General features: G+C 41.1%; 17 protein-coding genes. 11 read left to right on the forward strand and 6 right to left on the reverse strand.

Annotation, left to right across the window (positions count from 1 at the left end; genetic code table 11):
• Positions 1 to 5: 5 nt before the first annotated feature.
• The 3 genes from pxpA to ABXZ32_RS06445 are packed head-to-tail and all read left to right on the forward strand — an operon-like array spanning position 6 to position 2,309.
• Complete coding sequence (pxpA, locus tag ABXZ32_RS06435; protein WP_354617848.1) at positions 6 to 743, forward strand: 5-oxoprolinase subunit PxpA; 738 nt, start codon at positions 6 to 8, stop codon at positions 741 to 743.
• Positions 740 to 1,477 carry a 5-oxoprolinase subunit PxpB gene (pxpB, locus tag ABXZ32_RS06440; RefSeq protein ID WP_354617849.1) on the forward strand — a complete coding sequence of 246 codons (738 nt, stop codon included), beginning with the start codon at positions 740 to 742 and terminating at the stop codon, positions 1,475 to 1,477. The genes pxpA and pxpB overlap by 4 nt, the downstream gene beginning before the upstream one ends.
• On the forward strand, positions 1,470 to 2,309 hold the full coding sequence (locus tag ABXZ32_RS06445) for a 5-oxoprolinase subunit C family protein (protein WP_354617850.1): 840 nt from the start codon (positions 1,470 to 1,472) through the stop codon (positions 2,307 to 2,309). The genes pxpB and ABXZ32_RS06445 overlap by 8 nt, the downstream gene beginning before the upstream one ends.
• Positions 2,310 to 2,419: 110 nt before the next feature.
• Here ABXZ32_RS06445 and ABXZ32_RS06450 read toward each other — a convergent pair whose 3' ends face one another.
• Positions 2,420 to 3,799, reverse strand: a complete 1,380-nt coding sequence (locus ABXZ32_RS06450; protein ID WP_354617851.1) for an aldehyde dehydrogenase — start codon at positions 3,797 to 3,799, stop codon at positions 2,420 to 2,422.
• Between the two features lie 355 nt (positions 3,800 to 4,154).
• Here ABXZ32_RS06450 and ilvD point away from each other — a divergent pair, with 355 nt between their 5' ends.
• From ilvD to ABXZ32_RS06490, 8 genes are all read left to right on the forward strand, one after another.
• Positions 4,155 to 5,831 carry a dihydroxy-acid dehydratase gene (ilvD, locus tag ABXZ32_RS06455; protein WP_354617852.1) on the forward strand — a complete coding sequence of 559 codons (1,677 nt, stop codon included), beginning with the start codon at positions 4,155 to 4,157 and terminating at the stop codon, positions 5,829 to 5,831.
• 134 nt (positions 5,832 to 5,965) lie between these two features.
• Positions 5,966 to 7,699: a biosynthetic-type acetolactate synthase large subunit gene (ilvB, locus tag ABXZ32_RS06460; protein WP_354617853.1), complete on the forward strand. Its 1,734-nt coding sequence runs from the start codon at positions 5,966 to 5,968 to the stop codon at positions 7,697 to 7,699.
• Between the two features lie 58 nt (positions 7,700 to 7,757).
• Entirely contained in the window at positions 7,758 to 8,291 is a 534-nt protein-coding gene (gene ilvN, locus ABXZ32_RS06465; protein ID WP_354617854.1) for an acetolactate synthase small subunit, read from the forward strand.
• A 49-nt stretch (positions 8,292 to 8,340) separates the two neighbouring features.
• The gene (gene ilvC / locus ABXZ32_RS06470) at positions 8,341 to 9,816 is read left to right on the forward strand and encodes a ketol-acid reductoisomerase (protein ID WP_354617855.1); all 1,476 of its coding nucleotides are present in this window, start codon (positions 8,341 to 8,343) and stop codon (positions 9,814 to 9,816) included.
• Positions 9,817 to 9,931: 115 nt separating this feature from the next.
• The gene (gene ilvA, locus ABXZ32_RS06475; protein ID WP_354617856.1) at positions 9,932 to 11,197 is read left to right on the forward strand and encodes a threonine ammonia-lyase IlvA; all 1,266 of its coding nucleotides are present in this window, start codon (positions 9,932 to 9,934) and stop codon (positions 11,195 to 11,197) included.
• A 165-nt stretch (positions 11,198 to 11,362) separates the two neighbouring features.
• Positions 11,363 to 12,952 (forward strand): NADP-dependent glyceraldehyde-3-phosphate dehydrogenase, encoded by a 1,590-nt coding sequence (locus ABXZ32_RS06480; protein ID WP_354617857.1) that lies wholly within the window; start codon positions 11,363 to 11,365, stop codon positions 12,950 to 12,952.
• Between the two features lie 69 nt (positions 12,953 to 13,021).
• Positions 13,022 to 15,394, forward strand: coding sequence for an alpha-L-rhamnosidase-related protein (locus tag ABXZ32_RS06485; RefSeq protein ID WP_354617858.1), 2,373 nt, complete (start codon positions 13,022 to 13,024; stop codon positions 15,392 to 15,394).
• Between the two features lie 342 nt (positions 15,395 to 15,736).
• Complete coding sequence (locus ABXZ32_RS06490) at positions 15,737 to 16,942, forward strand: MFS transporter (RefSeq protein WP_354617859.1); 1,206 nt, start codon at positions 15,737 to 15,739, stop codon at positions 16,940 to 16,942.
• Positions 16,943 to 17,065: 123 nt separating this feature from the next.
• Here ABXZ32_RS06490 and leuB read toward each other — a convergent pair whose 3' ends face one another.
• The 5 genes from leuB to recG all read right to left on the reverse strand — a co-directional run bounded on the left by leuB (position 17,066) and on the right by recG (position 24,216).
• Positions 17,066 to 18,121: a 3-isopropylmalate dehydrogenase gene (gene leuB / locus ABXZ32_RS06495; protein ID WP_354617860.1), complete on the reverse strand. Its 1,056-nt coding sequence runs from the start codon at positions 18,119 to 18,121 to the stop codon at positions 17,066 to 17,068.
• Between the two features lie 47 nt (positions 18,122 to 18,168).
• Positions 18,169 to 19,686, reverse strand: coding sequence for an alpha-isopropylmalate synthase regulatory domain-containing protein (locus ABXZ32_RS06500; protein WP_354617861.1), 1,518 nt, complete (start codon positions 19,684 to 19,686; stop codon positions 18,169 to 18,171).
• A gap of 93 nt (positions 19,687 to 19,779) precedes the next feature.
• Entirely contained in the window at positions 19,780 to 20,376 is a 597-nt protein-coding gene (leuD, locus tag ABXZ32_RS06505) for a 3-isopropylmalate dehydratase small subunit (protein WP_354617862.1), read from the reverse strand.
• A 47-nt stretch (positions 20,377 to 20,423) separates the two neighbouring features.
• Positions 20,424 to 21,836: a 3-isopropylmalate dehydratase large subunit gene (leuC, locus tag ABXZ32_RS06510; protein WP_354617863.1), complete on the reverse strand. Its 1,413-nt coding sequence runs from the start codon at positions 21,834 to 21,836 to the stop codon at positions 20,424 to 20,426.
• 274 nt (positions 21,837 to 22,110) lie between these two features.
• The gene (gene recG, locus ABXZ32_RS06515) at positions 22,111 to 24,216 is read right to left on the reverse strand and encodes an ATP-dependent DNA helicase RecG (RefSeq protein ID WP_354617864.1); all 2,106 of its coding nucleotides are present in this window, start codon (positions 24,214 to 24,216) and stop codon (positions 22,111 to 22,113) included.
• Between the last annotated feature and the right edge of the window lie 12 nt (positions 24,217 to 24,228).

The following is a 24,228-nucleotide window of genomic DNA, read 5'->3' on the forward strand; positions in this document are numbered from 1 at the left end:
TGGAAATGAGATTTATAGATATCAATTGTGACGTCGGGGAAGGAATAGGAAACGAAGAAGACCTATTTCCTTTTATTTCCTCATGTAATATAGCGTGTGGTGGTCATGCTGGAGATGAGCAAATCATGAAAGAAATAGTTGTTTTGGCAAAAAAGCACCAGGTGAAAATTGGGGCCCACCCCTCGTATCCCGACAAAGATAATTTTGGACGAGTATCCCTGTCCATGCCTAATGAAACATTAAAAAGTTCTATTAAGGACCAGGTAACTGCCTTAGTTTCTATTTTGGAAACACAAGGGTTGGACTTGCATCATATAAAAGCACATGGGGCATTATATAATGATATCGCCAAGGACCGGGCTTTGGCCTCTGTTTTCCTGGAAGCCGTAGAACAGTTTAAGGAAAAGGTCTACCTATATGTGCCCTATGGATCTGTTTTGGATGAGGAAGCATTAAAGCGTGACTTTAAGACAATGGTGGAGGCATTTGGGGACCGAAATTATAATCCAGACCTCACTTTGGTTTCCAGAAATTCCCCAAACGCCGTTATCCATGATCCTAAAGAAGTCTTGGACCACATTACAAAAATGGTTAAAAATCAAAAGGTTAAAACCTCTCAAGGGACAGAGCAAAATATTAATGCAGAAACCTATTGTATTCATGGAGATACCCCATCAGCATTACAAATATTAGCGTATCTTTCAGAGGAATTGCCCGAACAACAGATCTATTTAAAAAAGTGAGCCCTTTTATAATTTCTATACGCCCTTTTGGGGATTTTGCCGTTCTCGTTGAATGGCCCAATATTGTTGAAGAGCAAATCTTGAACGATATCCTCAGTTTCATTCACCATTTAAAAACCAATCATCTTAATGAAAAAGAATGGGAAATGGTCCCTGCCTATAATTCTCTGGCTCTTATTCATCGGACTGGAAAAATAGAATACAAGATCTTCAGCAAAGAAGTAAAAGAGTGGTATTCCCAAAAATCTGGTGACTATGTAATAGAAAAATACCTTTGGGAACTACCAGTTTGCTATGAAGGGGATTTCGCGGTTGATTTAATGGAGGTATCCGAAAAATTGGGTATGTCTCCAAAAGAAGTCATTTCCTTACATACAAAACATGTATACACAGTATATGGAATTGGTTTTCTTCCAGGTTTTATGTATTTGGGAGGATTGCCCCAATCCCTGGAAATTGTCAGAAGAGAAACTCCTAGGTTAAAAGTTGAACAGGGATCTGTTGGACTTGCCGGAAAACAAACAGGAATTTATCCACAAGAATCACCAGGAGGCTGGAATATCATTGGCAATTGTCCAGTTCCCTTATTCAATAAGGATAATGAAAACCCTTGTTTTGTAAATGTTGGAGATAAAATTAAATTTTATTCCATCACCAAGGGAGAGCATGACCTACTAAAATTACAAGGAGAAGTGGGAATTTATAAATTGAAAAAAACTAAGGTGGATGCTTAAGGTTATAAAGTCTGGTTTTTTTACAACCGTACAAGATACGGGCAGGTTCAACTATAGGAACAAAGGAGTACCCGTTAGTGGGGTGATGGATTCGTTTTCCTATGCCATAGTCAATATGCTGTTGGAGAATGATAAAAAGGCGGCAGTATTGGAAATTACCATGACCGGTCCAACAGTAGAATTTGAGTTGGACACCTACATCGTAGCTGGGGGTGCAGAGCTTACCATGAGCCTAAATGGCCAAACCATAAAAAACTTCAAGGTTCATAAGATTCAGGCTGGGGATATTGTTTCCTTTGGGAAACTGGACCACGGTCTTAGGTCCTATTTGGCAATAAAAGACGGCTTTAAAACACCTATTGTTTTGGGCAGCCGTTCCTACTTTAAACCCCTGACCATATCGTCACGTATAAAGGAGTATGAACAGTTACCATACGATGAATGCAAAAGCTTTACCCCTAAATTACAAGAATTTAAACCACATTCTTTACTCAAAGAAACGGTTTTGGAGGTTTTTGAAGGACCAGAATACAGGTTGTTGACAGAGCAACAAAAGAACGCCTTGTTTGGGGACGATTTTACCGTAGCCAAAGAAAATAACCGAATGGCCTATCAGCTAAACGAAACCATTGAAGGGCATGCTATTTCCATGCTGACCTCAGCAACCCTTCCAGGGACAATACAGCTGACTCCTTCTGGTAAATTGATCATTTTAATGAAAGATGGACAGACTACTGGAGGGTACCCCCGTATTTTACAGCTTTCAGAAAAAGCAATTTCAATTCTTGCACAAAAGCGGTATGGGGATGAGTTGTCCTTTAAATTGATATAATTCAAAAAACAGTAGTGGAAGACCCAAAACAGATTTCAGCATAAATTTATTTATATCTCCCTGTCTCCAAAGGAACATGATCAATATCATAAAGTCTTTAAAAAGTACTTCTACAGCAGATTTTTTAATTTTTTGGCAAATTTAATAGGCAAAGAATAAGGAGGATATCTAAAGGGAACATCCAACCAAGTTGCCCTATGCACAATGGGTTTGTGATGTGAAAAGAGTTCAAAAGTGGTTTTTCCATGGTAGGCACCAATACCACTGCCACCAACCCCACCAAACGGCAATTTCTTATTGGCCACTTGTATTACCGTATCATTTATTGCGCCTCCTCCAAAACTATATTTTTGGATAATTTTATTCTGAAAGGTCTTGTTGTTCGAAAAAACATAGGTAGCCAATGGCTTGCCGTATTTATTTACCACCCTATGGATATCATCTTCAGTTTCATAGGAGAGAATGGGTAGGATAGGTCCAAATATTTCTCCATACATTAATTTGCTGTCCAAGTGAGGCTCATCCACTAAAGTAATGGAGATGTAATTATCTTTTGAATCTGTTTCACCACCAAAGAGAATAGATTCCCCAACAAGCATATCCTTTAGATTATCGAAATGGGCAGCGCTTACCGTTCGGGCATAATCTGAAGAGTTTTTTAAATTTTCACCGTATGCAGCCTTGATCATTTTGATTAAGGATTGTATAAAGGCCTCTTTCTTGGTTTTATGGACCAAAATATAATCCGGGGCTATGCAAGTTTGCCCGGCATTTAAAAACTTTCCCCAACATATTCTTTTCGCCGCAATGTCCAACGAAATGGTCTCATCTACAATACAAGGATTTTTTCCCCCTAGTTCCAAAGTGACGGGAGTAAGATGTTTGGCGGCACTCTCATATACAATTTGTCCGACCCGGGTGCTTCCCGTAAAAAATATGTAATCCCACCTTTCTTTTAAAAGTTCTTGGGATGCCTCAACGCCACCTTCAATGACCGTTACATGTTCTTTTGCAAAAACAGAGGTTATGATATTCTGAATGATTTTTGAGGTGTTGGGGGTTACTTCGGAAGGCTTTATCACCACAGTATTCCCTGCCGCTACGGCTCCTACCAATGGCAAAAGAGCTAACTGAAACGGGTAGTTCCAAGGAGCAATGATGAGGATGGTGCCATAGGGTTCTTTATATATTTTATCAGTGGAGGGAAAGTTCAGCCACGAAGAGGAAACACTTTTCGGTCGTGCCCAAGAATTCAGATTTTTTAAGACCAATTTTAATTCTGCCAAAACAAACTGCGTTTCGGTGGCCAGAGTTTCAAAATGGGGTTTTTTAAAATCAGCATAAATAGCATCGCAAATAGCATCTTCACGTTCTATAATCTCTTTTTGTAGTCTTTCCAGCGCTTCTTTTCTAAACGTAAGGTCTTTGGATTCCTGAGTTAGGAAAAAATTACGTTGTGCTTGAACGATTTTGGAAATTGTAGTCTTCATATCAAAATATAATAAAACTTAGGGCCTTATCTTGTACGGGTAAATATAGCATTACAAGCTAATCAAAAAAATCAATTCCAAACAGAAAAGAGAGGGCTGTAGTGTTCCAATGTATTCATTATATATAATGTAATGGCCTTATTTTGTGGAATCAACAATAGTATGTGTATAATGAAATTGTTGGATATGATACGAATTACTATATTAATGTTCTGATAATGAGAATATTAACCTCTTAATAGGGGAGTTGGATTTGAACCGAGGAACTTTGTTAAAAGTTTGGGGTATATGAAACATTTATCTTTGAATGATAGAAGATTTACAAAAGAATTTAAGAATAGCAATATAAAGTTTAATGGAGCTCAACAAATATAGTAAGAACGTAACACAAGATCCTACCCAACCTGCTGCCCAAGCCATGTTACACGCCATCGGTCTTACCGATGCCGACCTGGCAAAACCACTTATCGGAATTGGAAGTACAGGTTATGAGGGGAATCCTTGTAACATGCATTTAAATGATTTGTCTAAACATGTAAAAGAAGGTGTAAATGCAGGGGGTGCTGTTGGCTTAATATTCAATACTATTGGCGTAAGTGATGGTATTTCCATGGGAACCTATGGAATGCGTTATTCATTGCCTTCAAGAGATATAATTGCAGATTCCATGGAAACTGTAGTACAGGCTATGAACTATGATGGTTTGGTAACCGTAGTCGGCTGTGATAAAAATATGCCAGGAGCACTAATGGCCATGATAAGGCTCGATAGGCCTTCTGTATTGGTCTATGGTGGTACTATCGCATCGGGCTGCTTAAATGGAAAAAAACTAGATGTGGTTTCTGCTTTTGAAGCTTGGGGAGAAAAGGTTGCAGGCACCATGAATGAAGAAGACTATAAAAGTGTCATCCACAATGCCTGTCCAGGTGCTGGAGCCTGTGGTGGAATGTATACTGCAAATACCATGGCCTCTGCCATAGAGGCATTGGGAATGGCCATGCCCTATAATTCTTCCAACCCGGCAACCGGAAAGGAGAAGAAGGATGATTGTATCAACTCAGGGAAGGCCCTACAGAATTTATTGGAAAAGGATATTAAGCCCAGTGATATTATTACAAGGAAGTCTTTCGAGAATGCGATCCGTTTGGTCACTGTTCTTGGGGGATCCACAAATGCGGTACTCCACTTTTTGGCAATAGCCAAGGCCGCAGATATTGAATTTACGTTGGACGATTTCCAAAAAATCAGTGATACCACACCATTTTTGGCTGATCTGAAGCCTAGCGGAAAGTATTTGATGGAAGATGTACACAGGGTAGGTGGTACCCCGGCAGTAATGAAGTTTATGTTGGAAAATGGCATGCTGCATGGCGATTGTTTAACCGTCACCGGGAAAACAGTAGCTGAGAATCTCGCAGAAGTACCAAGCCTTTCAGAAGGTCAAGATGTGGTAAGGCCTTTGGATAAACCCATAAAGGCAACAGGTCATATTAGAATATTGTACGGTAACCTTGCCGAAGAAGGATCCGTAGCAAAAATAACTGGGAAAGAAGGATTGTATTTTTCCGGCCCGGCCAAAGTATATGATGGGGAATTTTTGGCCAATGATGGCATACGCAAGGGAGAGGTCAAAAAAGGAAATGTTGTGGTCATTCGTTACGAGGGACCAAAAGGCGGACCTGGAATGCCAGAGATGTTGAAGCCTACAGCGGCCATTATGGGCGTTGGTCTTGGAAAGGATGTCGCTCTGATCACGGACGGTAGATTTTCAGGTGGCACCCATGGTTTTGTCGTGGGTCATGTGGCACCTGAAGCTCAGGACGGAGGAACCATTGGTCTTTTGGAAGATGGGGATATTGTGACCATTGATGCCGAAAAGAACAGCATTAGTGTAGACCTATCGGATGATGAGATCCAAGCCAGAAAGGCAAAATGGCAACAACCACCTTTAAAAGTGAGTAAAGGAAGTTTATACAAATATGCAAAAACGGTTTCATCTGCCTCTCAAGGTTGTGTTACCGACGAATTTTAAAAATATCAATCCTATATTAGGCAGTGTAGGGCATCGAAAGGGATGTTGGGTTCTGAAAAATGGATTTGAGAAAATAGTGTTTAATTAAAAATGCCCTTGACCCCTCAACTGAATAGAGGGATGGGATAAGGCCTATGGAAACAGTAAAAGAGAAAAAGACGCCAATGCAAAAGAAGGCTACCATTAAAATTAGCGGAGCTGAAGCCATAATTCATTGTTTGTTGGCAGAAGGAGTGGATTTGATTTACGGATACCCAGGAGGTGCCATTATGCCTGTTTATGATGAACTATATAAATTTCAGGATAAATTGACCCATATACTCACCCGTCACGAGCAGGGGGCAACCCATGCTGCGCAAGGATATGCGAGGGTTTCTGGGAAAGTTGGGGTAGCCATGGCGACCTCAGGTCCAGGAGCCACAAATTTGGTGACAGGTTTGGCAGATGCTCAGATAGATTCTACTCCTATGGTCTGTATCACCGGACAGGTGGCACGACATTTATTGGGTTCCGATGCTTTTCAAGAGACCGATATCATTGGAATTTCGACCCCGGTGACCAAATGGAATTATCAGGTGACCGAGGCTTCTGAAATCCCGGAAATACTGGCGAAAGCTTTTTATATAGCTAAATCAGGTCGCCCTGGACCTGTGCTAATCGATATTACAAAAAATGCCCAGTTTGATGAATTGGATTTTAGCTATGAACCCTGTAAAGCGGTTAGGAGCTATAATCCGTTTCCAAAGCCTAAAATGAAGGACATAGAGGCTGCAGCCAAAATGATCAACGAGGCAAAAAAACCATATATCATTTTTGGTCAAGGGATCATTTTAGGGGAAGCGGAGGAGCAATTGAAGGAATTGGTAGAAAAGGCAGGAATTCCTGCAGCATGGACTATTTTGGGACTTTCCGCAATGGATACAGCTCACCCTCTGAATGTGGGAATGGTTGGCATGCATGGAAATTATGGCCCAAATGTTCTAACAAATGAATGTGATCTTTTGATAGCAATAGGAATGCGTTTCGATGATAGGGTTACGGGTAATTTACAAACCTATGCCAAGCAGGCCAAAGTTATTCACTTCGAAATTGATCCAGCGGAAATAAATAAAAACGTAAGAGCCGATATAGGAGTTTTGGGCAATGCAAAAGAAAGCTTAGAGCTATTATTACCGTTGATCAAGAAGAACTCACATGAATCTTGGCATCAGGAATTCAAGAATAAATATCAAATAGAATTTGATACGGTCATCAATAAGGATATCCATCCTACAAAAGAAGGATTGACCATGGGTGAGGTCATCGAACAGATTAATATAGCCTCCAATCATAAGGCGGTTATTGTAACAGATGTAGGGCAGCACCAAATGATAGCTTGTAGATACGCAAAATTCAAACAATCGAAGAGTAATATTACCTCCGGAGGCCTAGGGACTATGGGCTTTGCCCTACCTGCGGCTATTGGCGCCAAAATGGGGGCAATGGATAGGGAAGTGGTTGCCATTATTGGTGATGGAGGGTATCAAATGACAATTCAGGAATTGGGAACTATTTTCCAAAACAAAACCCCTGTTAAAATCGTGGTTCTGAACAACGAGCATTTGGGGATGGTACGTCAATGGCAAGAACTCTTTTTTGAAAAGAGATATGCATCAACGGTAATGACCAATCCAGATTTTGTAAAGATTGCTGAAGGATATGATATCCAAGCAAAAAGAGTAACAGAACGCAAGGATCTGGCCGCTGTGGTTGCAGAAATGATGGCATCAAAAGACGCCTTTTTCTTGGAAGTTAAAGTTGAACAAGAGGATAACGTATTTCCTATGATTCCAACAGGTGCCTCGGTTTCAGATATCAGACTGAAATAGGGCAGGGGGTCGAGCTAAATAATGTAGGAATTTCATTTGAAGGATTAAGAAATAGAGCATGGAAAAAGAGTGGTTTACCATATCGGTATATTCAGAAAACAATGTTGGATTGTTGAATAGGATATCTGGAATTTTTTTAAAGAGACACATCAATATTGAGGGGTTAAACGTCTCAAAATCAGAAATTGAGGGCATTTCAAAATTCACCATAGTGGTATTTACTACTGAAGAATGGGTGCGTAAAATTGTGGGACAGATCGAAAAGCAGATCGAAGTCATTAGGGCATTTTACCACACCGATGAGGAAACCATCTATCAAGAGTCAGCCTTATTCAAAATTGCCTCCAATTTACTGTTCGATGAGCGACAGATACAAAATATCATAAAAGACAACAATGCGCAGATCGTAACCGTGTCCAGGGACTTTTTTGTAGTGGCAAAATCAGGTAGGCGCTCAGAAGTAAACGAGATGTACAGCCAGTTAAAACCTTATGGCATTATGCAGTTCGTACGTTCGGGAAGAATTGCGGTATCCAAAGCGGAAATGCAGATCTCTGCCTTATTACAGGAATTTCAAACAACAAATAAATAATCAATAAATAGCACCCCGATTGTTATCGGGATTAAAACGAATTCAGAAAATGGCAAATTATTTCAATACACTGTCCTTAAGAGATCAGCTGACCCAATTGGGTAAATGTAGGTTTATGCAAGCTGCAGAATTTTCAGATGGTGTATCCGCCCTAAAAGGTAAAAAGATTGTAATTGTAGGTTGCGGGGCCCAAGGTCTCAACCAAGGTTTGAATATGAGGGACTCAGGTATGGATATTTCCTATACCCTTAGAGCAGCAGCCATCAAGGAACAACGTCAATCGTATAAAAATGCCAAAGAAAATGGCTTTAATGTTGGTACTTATGAAGAATTGGTGCCTACTGCCGATGTAGTGATAAACCTTACCCCAGATAAGCAACATACCAGCGTGGTTTCTGCTGTAATGCCCCTTATGAAAAAAGGAGCGACATTATCTTATTCACATGGTTTTAATATCGTGGAGGAAGGGATGCAGATTCGAGAGGACCTTACAGTTATTATGGTTGCGCCAAAGTGTCCGGGATCGGAAGTTCGTGAAGAGTACAAAAGAGGGTTTGGAGTGCCAACCTTGATAGCGGTACATCCAAACAATGATCCAGAAGGCAAAGGCTTGGCTCAAGCTAAAGCTTATGCTGTAGCAACAGGAGGACATAAGGCAGGAGTTTTGGAGTCTTCTTTTGTTGCCGAGGTAAAATCGGATTTAATGGGGGAACAAACCATTTTATGTGGGTTGTTGCAAACAGGATCCATTTTATGTTTCGATAAAATGGTTGAAAAGGGCATAGATAAAGGGTATGCCTCAAAATTGATACAATACGGTTGGGAAACTGTTACCGAGGGCTTAAAATATGGTGGAATTACCAATATGATGGACCGCTTGTCCAACCCGGCAAAAATAAAGGCTTTTGAGCTTTCAGAAGAACTAAAGGAAATTATGCGTCCGTTGTTCAATAAGCATATGGACGATATTATGAGTGGACATTTTTCCAAAACCATGATGGAAGATTGGGCCAACGACGATAAAAATTTGCATACTTGGAGGGCTGCAACAGGTGAAACAGCTTTTGAAAAGACTCCGGCTGGATCTGATAAAATTACCGAGCAGGATTTTTATGACCATGGCGTATTGATGGTTGCGATGGTTAGGGCAGGTGTAGAATTGGCATTTGAGGCAATGACGGCCTCAGGTATTATAGCTGAGTCTGCGTATTATGAGTCGTTACATGAAACTCCCCTGATAGCCAATACCATAGCCAGGAAGAAATTGTTTGAAATGAACCGCGTAATTTCTGATACTGCAGAATATGGCTGCTATTTGTTCGACCATGCTTGTAAGCCATTGTTGAAAGATTTTATGGCAAAGATTGATACCGATGTAATTGGTAAGAATTATGGAGAAGGTAAGGGCAATGGAGTGGATAATGCAAAATTGATTGCAGTGAACAAGGCTTTGAGAAACCATCCTGTTGAAGTGGTAGGTAACCGTTTGCGTGCCTCCATGACAGCGATGAAGCGTATCGTTTAAGTTAGATTAAATTAGTTGTACACCAATTCGCAGTCGGGAACTTAATACGTATATTAAGATAACCCGACTGCGATTCATTTCATCCATATCCAAGGGTTATGGAAAGCAAAAAATTATGGCAAAAACCGTAGCTACATATTTTCCTAAAATTGAGGATATAAAAAGGGCTGCCAAAGTGATTAGGCAAGTGGCCGATGTTACCCCTTTGACACAAAGTATCAGGTATTCCAAGCAGTTTGAAGCAAATATTTTGCTCAAGCGCGAGGATCTTCATAGGGTAAGGTCCTACAAAATCAGAGGGGCCTTCAATAAAATAAGCTCACTCTCAAAAGAAGAATTGGCCAAAGGAGTAGTTTGTGCCAGTGCCGGTAACCATGCTCAGGGCGTGGCCTTTGCCTGTAATTATTTGGGGATCCATGGCACGGTTTATATGCCTTCGGTAACCCCAAAACAGAAAGTGGAACAAACCAAAATGTTTGGGGGAGAATGGGTAACCGTCATCTTGGTGGGGGATACGTTTGATGATTCCTCAAAAGCGGCAATGAAAGCCTGCCAAGAAAAAGGAAGGACCTTTGTACACCCTTTTGATGATCCTAAGACGATAGAAGGGCAGGGGACTGTTGGCTTGGAGATTTTGGACCAGACCGATCTACCTATCGATTATGTTTTTGTAGCTATCGGAGGGGGAGGTTTGGCATCAGGATTGATTGGGGTTTTCAATGCGCTTTCCCCAAATACCAAGATCATTGGAGTAGAGCCCGAAGGGGCACCCTCCATGAAAACTTCCATGGAAAAAGGAGTCAATACAGAGTTGATACAGATTGATAAATTTGTGGACGGAGCAGCCGTACAACGCGTAGGCGACTACACTTTTGCAATATGCAAAGACCATCTCCATGATATGATCACCATCCCGGAGGGAAAAGTATGCCAGACCATTTTGGACCTCTACAATAGGGATGCCATTGTAGTGGAGCCTGCGGGGGCATTGACAATTGCAGCCTTGGATTATTTTAAGGATGAGATAAAAGACAAAAATGTGATATGTATCGTCAGTGGCAGCAATAACGATATAACCCGTACGGCCGAGATAAAGGAGAGGGCCCTATTATATGGAAAGTTAAAGCACTATTTTATTGTGAGGTTTCCTCAAAGACCAGGGGCCTTAAAGCAATTTGTAGCAGAAATATTGGGTCCAGATGATGATATCACCCATTTTGAGTATTCCAAAAAATCCAGCAAAGAAAATGCCCCCGCAATTGTAGGCATTGAATTGAAAAGTCCAGACGATTTGGAGCCCCTTATTTCACGAATGAAGGATAAAAACTTTTTTGGGGAGTATCTCAATGACAAACCGGACCTTTTTCAATACTTAATTTAAATACTATTCAAGGCCCTTTTGTGAAATGGGACAACCTCAATCGTTTTCGGTGTGTTTCGGTCGAAAGTATTGGATTGTATCCTGAAATTTAAAAATGTAATTTATTAACTTCGTTAGGCAGAGGCGTTACTATTCCCTGTTTTTTTATATAAAATTTTAGCAATTATGAGCAAAAAATCAAACATACCAGCTGAATTTGAAATCACCAATGTTATCCATCACAACACCTATTTGGTTGATGGGGAGCTAAGGAAATGGGAAGGGAATTCCACTGAAGTATTCTCCACTATATCATCGACCGAGGCCTATAAACCTACCTTATTGGGAAGTATCCCGGATATGGACGAAAAATCGGCCCTAGATGCCTTGGGGGGTGCCCTGAAAGCCTATAACCAAGGACAAGGTGCGTGGCCTACCATGAGGATCAGTGATCGAATTGAGTGTATGGAGAAGTTCGTCAAGAAAATGGAGGCGAAAAGGAATGAGGTAGTGAAATTGCTGATGTGGGAAATAGGTAAATCGCTCCCAGATTCTGAAAAGGAGTTCGATCGTACCGTAGATTACATTTACGATACCATTGAGGATTATAAGCAGTTAGACAGGGATGCCGCGAAGTTTAAGAAGCACGATGGGGTATATGCCCATATCCGAAGGGGGCCACTGGGAGTGGTTCTTTGTCTGGGACCCTATAATTATCCGCTGAACGAAACTTTCGCCCTGTTAATTCCTGCCATCATCATGGGGAACACCACTATTTTTAAACCGGCCAAACACGGGGTCTTGCTCATTACTCCTTTATTGGAAGCGTTTAGATCCAGTTTTCCTAAAGGGGTTGTCAATATTATCTTTGGTAGGGGTAGAACAGTGGCAAGCCCGATTATGAAAACAGGAAAAGTAGATGTACTTGCCTTGATCGGGAACAGTAAATCTGCCAATGCACTGCAAGAACAACATCCTAAAAGCAATAGATTGCGATTGGTATTGGGCCTAGAGGCCAAAAACCCGGCTATTATCCTCCCTGATGCCGAATTGGACCTTACAATAGATGAATGTATAGCAGGAACCTTATCGTTCAATGGACAACGTTGTACAGCCTTAAAAGTGGTCTATGTGCATGAAGATATCCAGGAAGAGTTCAATAAACGATTTGCCGAAAGGGTAGATGCCCTGAAGTTTGGTAACCCTTGGGAGAATGGTGTTAAGTTAACTCCTTTACCGGAACCTGGAAAACCAGCCTATATTCAAGAATTGATAGACGATGCCCTTTCTAAAGGCGCAAAAATATTAAACAAAAAAGGAGGTAAGCATTACGATAACTATATTTGGCCAGCGGTATTGTATCCAGTAACCAAGGATATGAGGGTGTATCAGGAAGAACAGTTTGGACCTGTGATCCCCATACTTTCATTTAAGGATATTGAAGAGCCATTGGATGATATGGCTGCCTCCAATTATGGACAGCAGGTAAGTTTGTTCGGGAAGGATGTATATGCTTTGGCTCCCTTGATCGATACCTTGGTGAATTTGGTATGCAGGGTTAATTTGAACAGCTCCTGTCAGCGCGGACCGGATGTGTACCCATTTACAGGGCGTAAAGATTCTGCACAGGCTACTCTGAGTGTTCATGATGCACTGCGTTCCTTCTCCATACGGACTTTTGTGGCGAGTAAGGACAATGCTCTGAATAATGAAATCCTCGAAAAACTATTGGATTCCAAGCTTTCCAATTTTATAAGTACAGACTATATACTTTAATAAACTATCATGGAAAACAAATCGGTATTGCAATGCACAAATGTTTGGTCTTTAACAGTTTGTTTTCTAATGTTTCTGTTTTTTGTTGGCTGTAAAAAGGAGAATAAAGATTCTAGTTTTGCTGGGATACTTACCAATACTACAAATATAGAAGGCAAGAAAGCATACCTAAACTCACCTTTTGTAACTGCTGGGAACAGAGTTTATATGGTAGGCCACCAAGATGGTACTTTTCCTGAAATTGGATGGCACATCAAAGGGGAAATGGGCGGTATTTGGAATCATCCCATAAAATTGATGGATGGTTTTCAAGTGGAACTTTATTCGGGTAATGACGCCCACGCTCTGGATAGTGCCCATACTTTCATAAACTACCCTTTTGCCAATAAACATATGTATTCGGTTCCAAATAAGGGGATAGAAGTAGATAGATGGCAGTTTGTGCCAGATGATAAGGAAGGGATCAGTATTCAATTTGTGGTAAAAAATACTTCTGACCAACCTCAGGACCTAAAACTTAAATTTACGGGTAACACGGATCTTAGTCCTACATGGCTAGGGGAGCGCACTCAAATGGTCGATGGTTTGGATAAGGCAAACTATGATTCCAATTTGGACGTTTGGATAGCTCAGGATGAAAATAATCCATGGAATGTCGTTTTTGGAGCTGATAAAAATTCTGTAGAACATAAGGCTGAAAATTACACTTACGCTGGAAAAGGCAAAGCTGCCTCGTTGACCTATCCTGCCAGAATTTCTGGCCATGGGGAATGGATAATAACGTTCACAGTGGCCGGATCCTACAAATCAAAAGAGGCCGCAATTGAAAATTATAGGGATATCAAGGGGAGTCTCCATAAAGATTTGGCGAAGAAAAGAGATCGTTACCTACAATTGGCCAGTAATTCAAAACTGACAATTCCTGATAAAAATGTACAACAAACCTTCGAATGGCTGAAGTACAATTCGGATTGGCTAGTAAGAACAGTACCTGAAATTGGTACTGGTATAACCGCAGGTATTCCAGATTATCCTTGGTGGTTTGGGGTGGACAGTGAGTATGCCCTGAAAGGCTATATGGCCATTGGACAGTCGGATGTTGTGGAAAAGACAATCAGCCTCCTGGATAGCATGTCCAATGTGGTTAATGGTAACGGTAGGATCATCCATGAAATGTCTACCAATGGTGCGGTTTTCAACAAGGGTAATATCAATGAAACACCACAGTTCACTTCCTTGATTTGGGAAACCTATTTATGGAATGGGAATATTGAATTTTTAAAAAAATACTTCCCTACCATTAAAAAAGGATTGAAATGGTTGATGGAAGAGAATGATACCAACAAAAATTTGTTTCCCGATGGCTTTGGGATGATGGAAATACATGGGATGGACAGTGAAATGATAGATGTTGCAGTCTATACCCAAAGAGCTTTTGCAGATGCATCCAAAATAGCATTGGAGCTTGGGGATGAATCATTAGCGCAGTCCTATGGAAAAATGGCATCCACCTTAAAGGATAAAATAAATAAGGAATTTTGGTCAGAGACCTTTAACTCCTATGCTGATTTTATAGGGACGGACCAACAGGCCTTGCGGTTGATTGACGATGCTATTGTAAGGGCAGATACATTGAACAAGCCTTGGGCAGTTCAAGAACTTAAGAAAACTAGGGAATCCATTTTAAAATATCCTTCGAAAACACCTAGACCATTTGTCCTACACCACAACTGGGTGGTGAACACCCCAATGGAAATGAAAATTGCAGATGAGCAAAAGGCCAATGAGGCACTGCAAACAGCCGAAAAATACGTTAATCCCTTTGGAGTATTTGTCACTGGCATCGATCGTGATGAATCTGCCGGATCGGATGAAGGTTCCTTCAAGGGAAGTAAAGTTTTTACATATACTGGCGCTGTTATGACATTACCGACTGGTGTACAGGCCATAGCGGAAAATAATTATGGCCGTCCGGATAAGGCCTTAAATTATCTAAAAAGAATGTCGAGATCCTTTAGCTATGCCCTTCCCGGTAGCATGTACGAGGTTTCTCCAGATTATGGGATGATAGCCCAAGCATGGAATATATATGGTTTCGCGATCCCCATTGTCCAACAATTTTTTGGAATTCAACCCTACGCGGCACAAAAAAAGATAACCATAGAACTGCAAATGCCCGAAGCGTGGGAGGAAGCCTCATTGGAAGATGTGATAATAGCCGACAATAAGATTTCTATCTTCTATAAAAAATCCAATGGTCAGATGTCACTTAAAGTCCTACAGCAGAATAAGAATTGGACGGTAGATATTATTTTTCCTGTTAGAAAGGGTAATAAGCAGTATATGATCCTGGAAAGTCCCACCCCCGTCAAATCTGTTGACGACCAGTTTGTAGTTAGTTCCAAGCAGGCTTCAACTGAGCTTTTGATTTCCTATGAATAACTAAACATTAAAAGTAAGGGAAGCAGGTTTCCTTCGTCCAAGGTGTTTCAAGTTCTTTTAATTCCCATTCTATTTATTTGATTACCAATGTGTTTATTATGGCCTTTAGAGCAATAGGCCAATGGTAGCGCACGACTTCAATTTCCCATTTTTACTGGTGCATGACATCTTTTCCTAGCGTTTTAGGGTGGGATCAATGGGTATTTAGTGACATAAATCGGGTAAGAATGCATAGGAGGAACGAAAAGGACCATTGTAATTTTGTAATACAGAATTGGGGGTTTTCTTTTTAAAAGTGAAGAAAATTAATACTCTTTATGTTTAACCTTAGAAATAACATTTATGAATATAAAGACATCTAATAAAAAAGCCTTGATCGCATTGGCAATTGGAGGTTTCGGTATAGGGATGACAGAATTTGTTATCATGGGTATTTTACCCGATGTGGCAAACGCCCTTAATATCACAATTCCGCAAGCGGGCCATTTTATTGCAGCTTATGCCTTGGGCGTTGTGGTAGGAGCCCCACTATTTACAAGTATTGGTGGTAAATGGCCTGCACATAAGGTATTGTTGGTCTTAATGCTTTGGTTTACAGTGTTTAATACATTATCCGCATTTTCAGACAGTTATGCTATGTTGTTGGTTTCTAGATTTTTGTCAGGATTACCACATGGCGCCTTTTTCGGGATAGGGGCCGTAGTAGCGGGGAAACTGGCCAAACCAGGAAAAACTGCTTCTGCAATTGCTACAATGTTTGCCGGACTTACCATCGCCAATGTGATAGGAGTACCTATTGGAACCTATTTTGGACACCATTTTGACTGGAGTGTTTCCTTTTTGTTGGTGGGATTGGTTGGGGTTTTGGCTATGTTGAGTGTATATTTCTGGATGCCAACGCTGTCAAAGTCCTCCACAAGAGGATTTAAAAAGGACGTAAAAGTTTTTAAACGTACGGAACTTTGGGTCCTTATACTACTGACTACCATTGGAACAGGAGGATTTTTTGCCTGGTACAGTTATATTGCACCCTTGATCACCAAAGTATCCGGTTACCCGGAAAGCATGGTGGGTTATGCCATGATCATTGCCGGCTTGGGGATGGTTGTGGGGAATTTCCTCGGGGCTAAACTGACCGAAAAATTGGCTCCCATGAAGGCCATTATTGTCAGTTTATCATTAATGGTCACCGTATTGATCGTGAATACGTTTGTTGCACAAAATCCTATCGCCATTTTGGCATTGACATTCTTTATTGGGATCATTGCATTTAGTGTGGCCACGCCTTTGCAAATGGCAATTATAAAGGCATCTAAAGGTTCTGAAATGTTGGGCTCCTCCATGAACCAAAGTGCTTTTAATATGGGCAACGCCTCTGGAGCTTATTTGGCAGGACTGCCCATAGCTATGGGTTACGGGTATACTTCTGCTAGTTTTGTAGGTGCAGCAATGGCCGGTTCCGGGATTTTGGTTGCAGTGGCCATTGTTTGGAGCAAAAGAGAAAAGAGAATCAAAGAAGAGAAACGTAAAATTGCATTTAATAACTAATACAGCAATTTATAGATGGAAATTAAAAATCCTCGTTACCAATACAATGGTGACGAGGATTTTTTTATTGGATTAAGTTATGGTAAAGCTTGGATTTTGCTTTACTGGTATATTCTTAATTTATTAGATGTTTTTGGCTAGCCAATTCCCAACTTCACTGGTTTTAAAAGATTTACCCCCATCTGCAAGATCTTCTGTCACGTAGCCTTGTTCCAAAGATTTATTAACAGCATCACGTATGGCCTGAGCCTCATCGGTAAGCTTGAAATCTTCGAACATCATAGCCGCAGATAATACAGTGGCCAAAGGATTGGCAATATCTTTCCCGGCCGCCTGTGGGTAGGATCCATGTATTGGTTCGTATAATTTTGCCTTGGTGCCCACAGATGCTGAAGGCATTAAGCCCATAGAACCTGATATTACAGAGGCTTCATCGGTAAGAATGTCACCAAAAAGGTTTTCGGTGATCAAAACATCATAGGAGTTGGGCCATTGTACCAGGCGCATAGCCACGGCATCCACAAATTCATAGGATACGGTCACTTCTGGGTAATCCTTTTCCATGGCTTGAACGGTTTCCCTCCATAGACGTGATGTTTCCAATACATTGGCCTTATCTACGCAGCATAGTTTTTTGGAACGCGTCATGGCCAATTCAAATCCCTTTTTTGCAAGGCGTTGAACCTCATGTCTTTTATAGGTACAAGTATCGAAGGCAGTATCACCATTGTCCAATCTACCTCTTTCCCCAAAATAGATCCCACTGGTCAATTCCCTTAAGAATATCAAATCCGTGCCTTCTATACGTTCCCTTTTTAAGGGCGACTTATCAATAAGGGAAGGAAAGGTAAAGGTGGGCCTTACATTGGCAAACAATCCCAATTTTTGGCGCATTTTAAGCAATCCTTGTTCAGGACGTACCTTGGCGGAAGGATCGTTATCGAACCTTGGGTGTCCTATAGCTCCAAAAAGTACCGCATCGGCAGCCAAACAGATCTCATGGGTATCATCTGGATATGGTTCACCTACGGCGTCAATGGCGGCGGCTCCTGTAAGGGCTGGCGTCCAATTAATTTCGTGGTTATACTTCTCAGCAACTGCATTACATACTTTTACGGCCTGGTCTATTACCTCTGGTCCAATTCCATCTCCTGCTAAAAGGGCGATATTTAATTTCATTTGATTGTATTTATGGTTTTTAATGCGCTTATGGAAGCCATAGGGCATTATATAATATTCAACATTTTTTCTGTGGCTTTTATGGCCGATACGGTCTGGTCAGAATCCAAGCCTCGTGTCGTAAACTCTTTGTTGTCTTGTTCCCAAGTGATAAGGGTTTCACAAAGGGCATCGGAATTACTTCCTGGAGGAATCCTTACCGCATAATCTATCAAATTGGGAAGTTTAATCTTTTTTGAACGGTACACCTTTCTCAGGGCATTCATAAAGGCATCGAACTGTCCGTCTCCCTGGGCGTGCTCCTCATAGGATTCTCCTTCAATCTCCACGGCCAAAGATGTGGAAGGCTGCAATCCCTTGGAATGTGTGAGGACATACGATTTTACAAACACTTTCTGTTGTAGGGATCCACTATCCAAAACATCGGAAATAATGTATGGCAAATCCTCTTTGGTGACTCTTTCTTTTTTGTCCCCCAGTTCTATGATCCGCTGGGTTACTTTTTTAAGTTCCTCATCATTTAAGGTCAGCCCTAATTCCTGTAAATTCTTTTGGATATTGGCTTTTCCAGAAGTTTTTCCCAAAGCGTATTTACGTTTTCTGCCAAAACGTTCCGGGAGTAGGTCATTGAAATATAGGTTCTTTTTACTATCCCCATCGGCATGTATTCCCGCAGTTTGAGTAAAAACATTGTCTCCTACGATAGGTTTATTGGCAGGTATTCCGAAACCTGTGAAGGCCGAAACCAATTTACTTACTTTAAAGAGCGATGGTTCTTTAATGGATATTTCTATTTCAGGCAAAAAGTCATTCACGACGGCCACAACACTTGCCATTGGTGCATTTCCTGCCCGTTCGCCCATGCCATTGACGGTAAGGTGCAATCCATGACAGCCTGCTTTAATAGCTTCCATGACATTGGCAACGCTAAGGTCATAATCATTATGACCATGAAAGTCAAAATGTAATTCGGGATATTTTTGAACGATCTGTGATATAAAACTATAAGTTTCATAATGGGTCAATACCCCCAAGGTATCGGGCAGCATGATCCTTTTTACTGGTTGTTTGGAAATAAATTCCAAATATTGGAAAACATATTCAGGTGAATTTCGCATTCCATTGCTCCAATCCTCAAGATATACATTGGTTTCAACACCCAATTCCTTTCCCTTGGCTATGGTTTCGGATATCTCTGCAAAGTGCTGTTCTGGTGTCTTTTTAAGTTGATGGGTCAAATGGTTTAAAGATCCTTTGGTCAGTAGGTTCTGAACCTTAGCCCCTGCAGATTCCATCCATTTCAATGAGACCCCATTATCAACAAACGTCAACACTTCAACTCTGTCCAAATAGCCTTTTTCAAGGGCCCATTTGGTGATTTGCTGAACCGATTGAAGTTCCCCTTCAGATACCCTGGCAGAAGCCACCTCAATACGATCTACCTGGAGCTCTTCCAGTAAGAGTTTTGCCAACGTAAGCTTTTCAGAGACCGAAAAAGATACTCCGGAAGTCTGTTCACCATCCCTTAAGGTGGTATCCATTATTTCAATCTTTCTCTTTTTCATCTAAGGTGAGCTCAAATATTTTTTTAAAGACCCAATCAAAAAAACTAGTGTTCTTCCTGATTGGGCCTGTACTTTATAGCTGTTAATTTGGAATTATAATGGCAGGTCCTGTGAAAATGCGGTAATATCTTCCTTCATATTCAGGAGATAATCAATGTCATCAAAGCCGTGCAGCATATTATCTTTCTTGTAAACATTGATATCAAAAGATTCTTGATCACCTGTCGATAGGATGGTAATAGTCTGCTCCTTTAGGTTGATTTCCAGTTCGGATTTAGGATCTGCCTCTATGGAAGCATATATTTTCTCCAAAAATTCTGCACTTACCTGAACGGGAAGCACTCCAACGTTCAAACAGTTATTTCTAAAAATATCCGCAAAGAAACTGGATACAACACAGCGGAATCCATAATCATAAACGGACCATGCTGCATGTTCCCTGGAAGAACCAGAGCCAAAGTTTTTACCACCTACTAAAATTTTACCACTGTATTTGGACTGATTTAGCACAAAATCCTCCTTAGGGGTGCCATCTACATTATATCGCCAATCCCTAAATAGATTGTCCCCAAAGCCAACTCGTTCCGTAGCCTTTAAAAATCGGGCAGGTATGATTTGATCGGTATCCACATTTTCAATAGGAAGTGGAACCGCACTACTTTTTAGTATTTCGAATTTATCGTATGCCATTTTTTGTTATTTTTTGTTGACCGATGTGGTCCTAATTTTTGTTCAGGTTAGACGGTTTCTACTTTCTCCATTAACACTCTTGGATCTGTTACCTTTCCCGTTACTGCAGCAGCTGCAGCGACTAATGGACTCGCCAATAATGTTCTGGAACCTGGACCTTGTCTCCCTTCAAAGTTTCTATTGGAAGTACTCACCGCGTATTTACCGGCAGGTACTTTATCGTCGTTCATGGCCAAGCAAGCGGAACAGCCTGGTTCACGAAGTTCAAATCCGGCCTCGTTCAGGATATCCAAAATACCTTCTTCTTTAATGGCTGACTCTACCTTATGGGACCCAGGCACCAACCAAGCGGTCACGTTAGGGGCTTTTTTTCTTCCTTTAACAATAGAGGCAAACGCCCTGAAATCTTCGATCCTTCCATTGGTACAACTTCCCAAGAAAACAAAATCTATAGGTTTTCCAATCATGGAATCACCCTCTCCAAAGGCCATATATTGCAAGGATTTTTTGTAGGTGGCAACTCCACCTTCCACAGCTTCGGCATTTGGAATATCATGGGAAATACCGATACCCATTCCTGGATTGGTACCATAGGTGATCATGGGCTCTATATCGGATCCATTAAAAGTCACTTCTTTATCAAAAGTGGCACCTTCATCGGTTTTCAATGTTTTCCAGTACGCCATGGCTTTCTCCCATGCCTTACCTTCGGGAGTAAATTCACGACCTTTTACATAATCTAACGTTTTTTCATCAGGAGCGATCATCCCACCTCGGGCACCCATTTCTATACTGAGGTTACAGACCGTCATACGACCCTCCATACTCATATTTTTAAACACTTCCCCAGCGTATTCCACAAAGTAGCCAGTGGCTCCGGAAGTACTTAATTGGGAGATAATATAAAGGGCTACATCCTTTGGAGTCACACCAAAGTTTAGATCCCCTTTTACATTAATACGCATGCTTTTGGGCTTGGTCTGCATAATGCACTGGGTGGCCAGGACCATTTCAACTTCTGAAGTTCCAATACCAAATGCTATGGCACCAAAAGCCCCATGGGTAGAAGTATGTGAGTCTCCGCATACAATAGTGGCCCCAGGTTGGGTAATTCCATATTCCGGACCTACCACGTGAACAATACCGTTTTTTTCATGTCCCAACCCCCAATAGCTAATGCCGTGTTCTTTGGAGTTCTCTTCCAAAGCCCTCAGTTGATTGGCCGATAAAGGATCAGCAACAGGCAAGTGTTGGTTAATGGTTGGGGTATTATGATCTGCAGTAGCAAAGGTGCGTTCTGGGTGTTTTACCCCGATACCCCTGCTTTTTAGACCTAAAAAAGCAACAGGACTAGTAACTTCGTGGATCATGTGACGGTCTATGAACAATACATCCGGACCATTTTCAATTTTTCTTACTACATGGGAATCCCATACCTTGTCAAATAATGTCTTTTTCATTTTCTATACTAAATTTTCAACTATTCATTGGATAAATTGGACATATGACCTAATTATAGATGGTATGCCTTCCAAAAGAATTCAAATTTAACATATTGAGCCAACACTACCCCTAACACCCTTGGTTAGAAATACGATGTTCAACACATGATTTTGTGCTTTTTTAGATGAAAAAATAGTCAAGATGTCCGTTGTATAATTAGATATGATTCTTAAGAAAGTGAAGTGGGTGCCTCTTGGAAAATGATTGGTGATATGGACGCGAAAACAGGCTTTAACTGATATAATTCCAAATATTCTTGAATTTTATCAATTGGGCATAGGTATACCGAATAACATGATTTTCCTCCTTTTGAAGGGATGGGTCCTCTTTTAATAATTGCAATACGTGGAATCTGGCAGCTTTTAAAATATCATTGTCTTTTATGATGTCCGCTATCTTCAAGTTGAGGACACCACTTTGTTGGGTACCCATTAAATCCCCTGGCCCCCTAAGTTTAAGATCTACCTCTGCGATCTCAAATCCGTCATTGGTACAAACCATGGTATCCAACCTCGTCTTTGCCTCTGCAGATAATTTATGGCTGGTCATTAGGATACAAAAACTTTGATCAGCCCCACGTCCAACTCTTCCTCTCAATTGATGTAATTGGGATAATCCAAAGCGTTCGGCACTTTCAATGATCATCACTGAGGCATTTGGGACATTTACACCGACTTCAATAACCGTGGTAGCTACCATAATCTGCGTTTTACCCGAGACAAACCGTTCCATCTCATAATCCTTGTCCTCAGGCTTGAGTTGGCCGTGAAGAATGGAAATTTGATAGTCGGGGAGGGGAAAGTCCCGTGAAATACTGGCATACCCATCCATTAGATCTTTGTAATCCAGTGCTTCAGATTCCTGGATCAAGGGATAAACAATATAGATCTGTCGTCCTTTTTTAATTTCATCCCTAATAAAGGCAAATACCTTTAATCTGTTGGCATCGTACCGATGTACCGTTTTTATCGGTTTCCTTCCAGGGGGAAGTTCATCTATGACGGAAATATCCAGGTCCCCATAAAGGCTCATCGCCAAGGTGCGGGGTATGGGTGTTGCTGTCATTACTAGGATATGGGGAGGCATTTCGTTTTTATGCCATAATTTGGATCGTTGGGCTACCCCAAATCGATGCTGTTCATCAATAATGGCAAGCCCTAAATTCTTGAACTGTACCTTATCCTCCAGTAAGGCATGGGTCCCTATAAGAATATGGAGATCCCCACTTTCCAAATTTTCATGGATTACGCGGCGGGCCGATTTTTTTACAGATCCGGTCAAGAGGGCTATCTCTATACCTACACCGCTCAAAAGTTCTTTAATACCATTGAAGTGCTGGTTGGCCAAGATTTCCGTAGGAGCCATTAAACACGCTTGAAATCCGTTGTCAATGGCCAAGAGCATGGTCATTAGGGCTACAATGGTCTTCCCTGAGCCAACATCACCTTGGAGCAACCGATTCATTTGGGCATTGCTGCCTAAATCTGTTCTAATTTCCTTGATAACCCTTTTTTGGGCGTTGGTCAGTTCAAAAGGGAGGTGGTTTTTGTAAAAATCATTAAAAATAGTTCCAACCTTGTCAAAATTATATCCTTTGATCTTTTGTTTGCGCAAGAGTTTTTTGGAGATCAGTTGTAATTGCACGTAAAAAAGCTCCTCGAATTTTAACCGAAATTGGGCCTTGGCCAACAGTTCTGTGCTCTTTGGGAAATGAATGTTGAACATCGCCTTACTTTTAGAAAGCAGGTGCAATTCTTTTAGTAGCGGTTCGGATAAGGTTTCCTTGAAATGTCCCTTGGTCTCTATAAACAATTGCTGCATTAGTTTATTGATGACCTTATTGGTAATGCCCTTGTTGCTGAGCTTTTCCGTGGAGGGATATATGGGCTGCATGGCGATCTGAATTCCCTTCTCGTGTTCAGATTGTAGTTCCATTTCTGGATGAGGCATGGAGAAGGTCCCGTTGTAAAAATTAGTCCTACCAAAGATTACATAAGGGATGTTCAGTTTTATATTTTCCCTTATCCATTTTTGCCCCCTAAACCAGACAAGTTCCATTTGTCCGGTATCATCCACAAAGGTGGCGACCAGGCGTTTTCCCTTCTTCTGCTCCACAGACTTTATATGGGTAATCTTTCCCAGTACTTGAACATCGGCACTGTTCCGCTGCAGCTGGTTTATTTTATAATATTGGGTTTTATCTATATATCTATTCGGAAATAGGTTGATAAGATCTTGGTAGGTATGGATTCCCAGCTCCGATTGGAGTGTTTCGGCCCTATTGGGGCCTACTCCTTTCAGGTAAACGATAGGCGTTTGTAGGGAATTGGAATTCATGCGTCTAAAATA

It is taken from the genome of Sediminicola luteus, assembly GCF_040566555.1.
Taxonomy (GTDB): domain Bacteria; phylum Bacteroidota; class Bacteroidia; order Flavobacteriales; family Flavobacteriaceae; genus Sediminicola.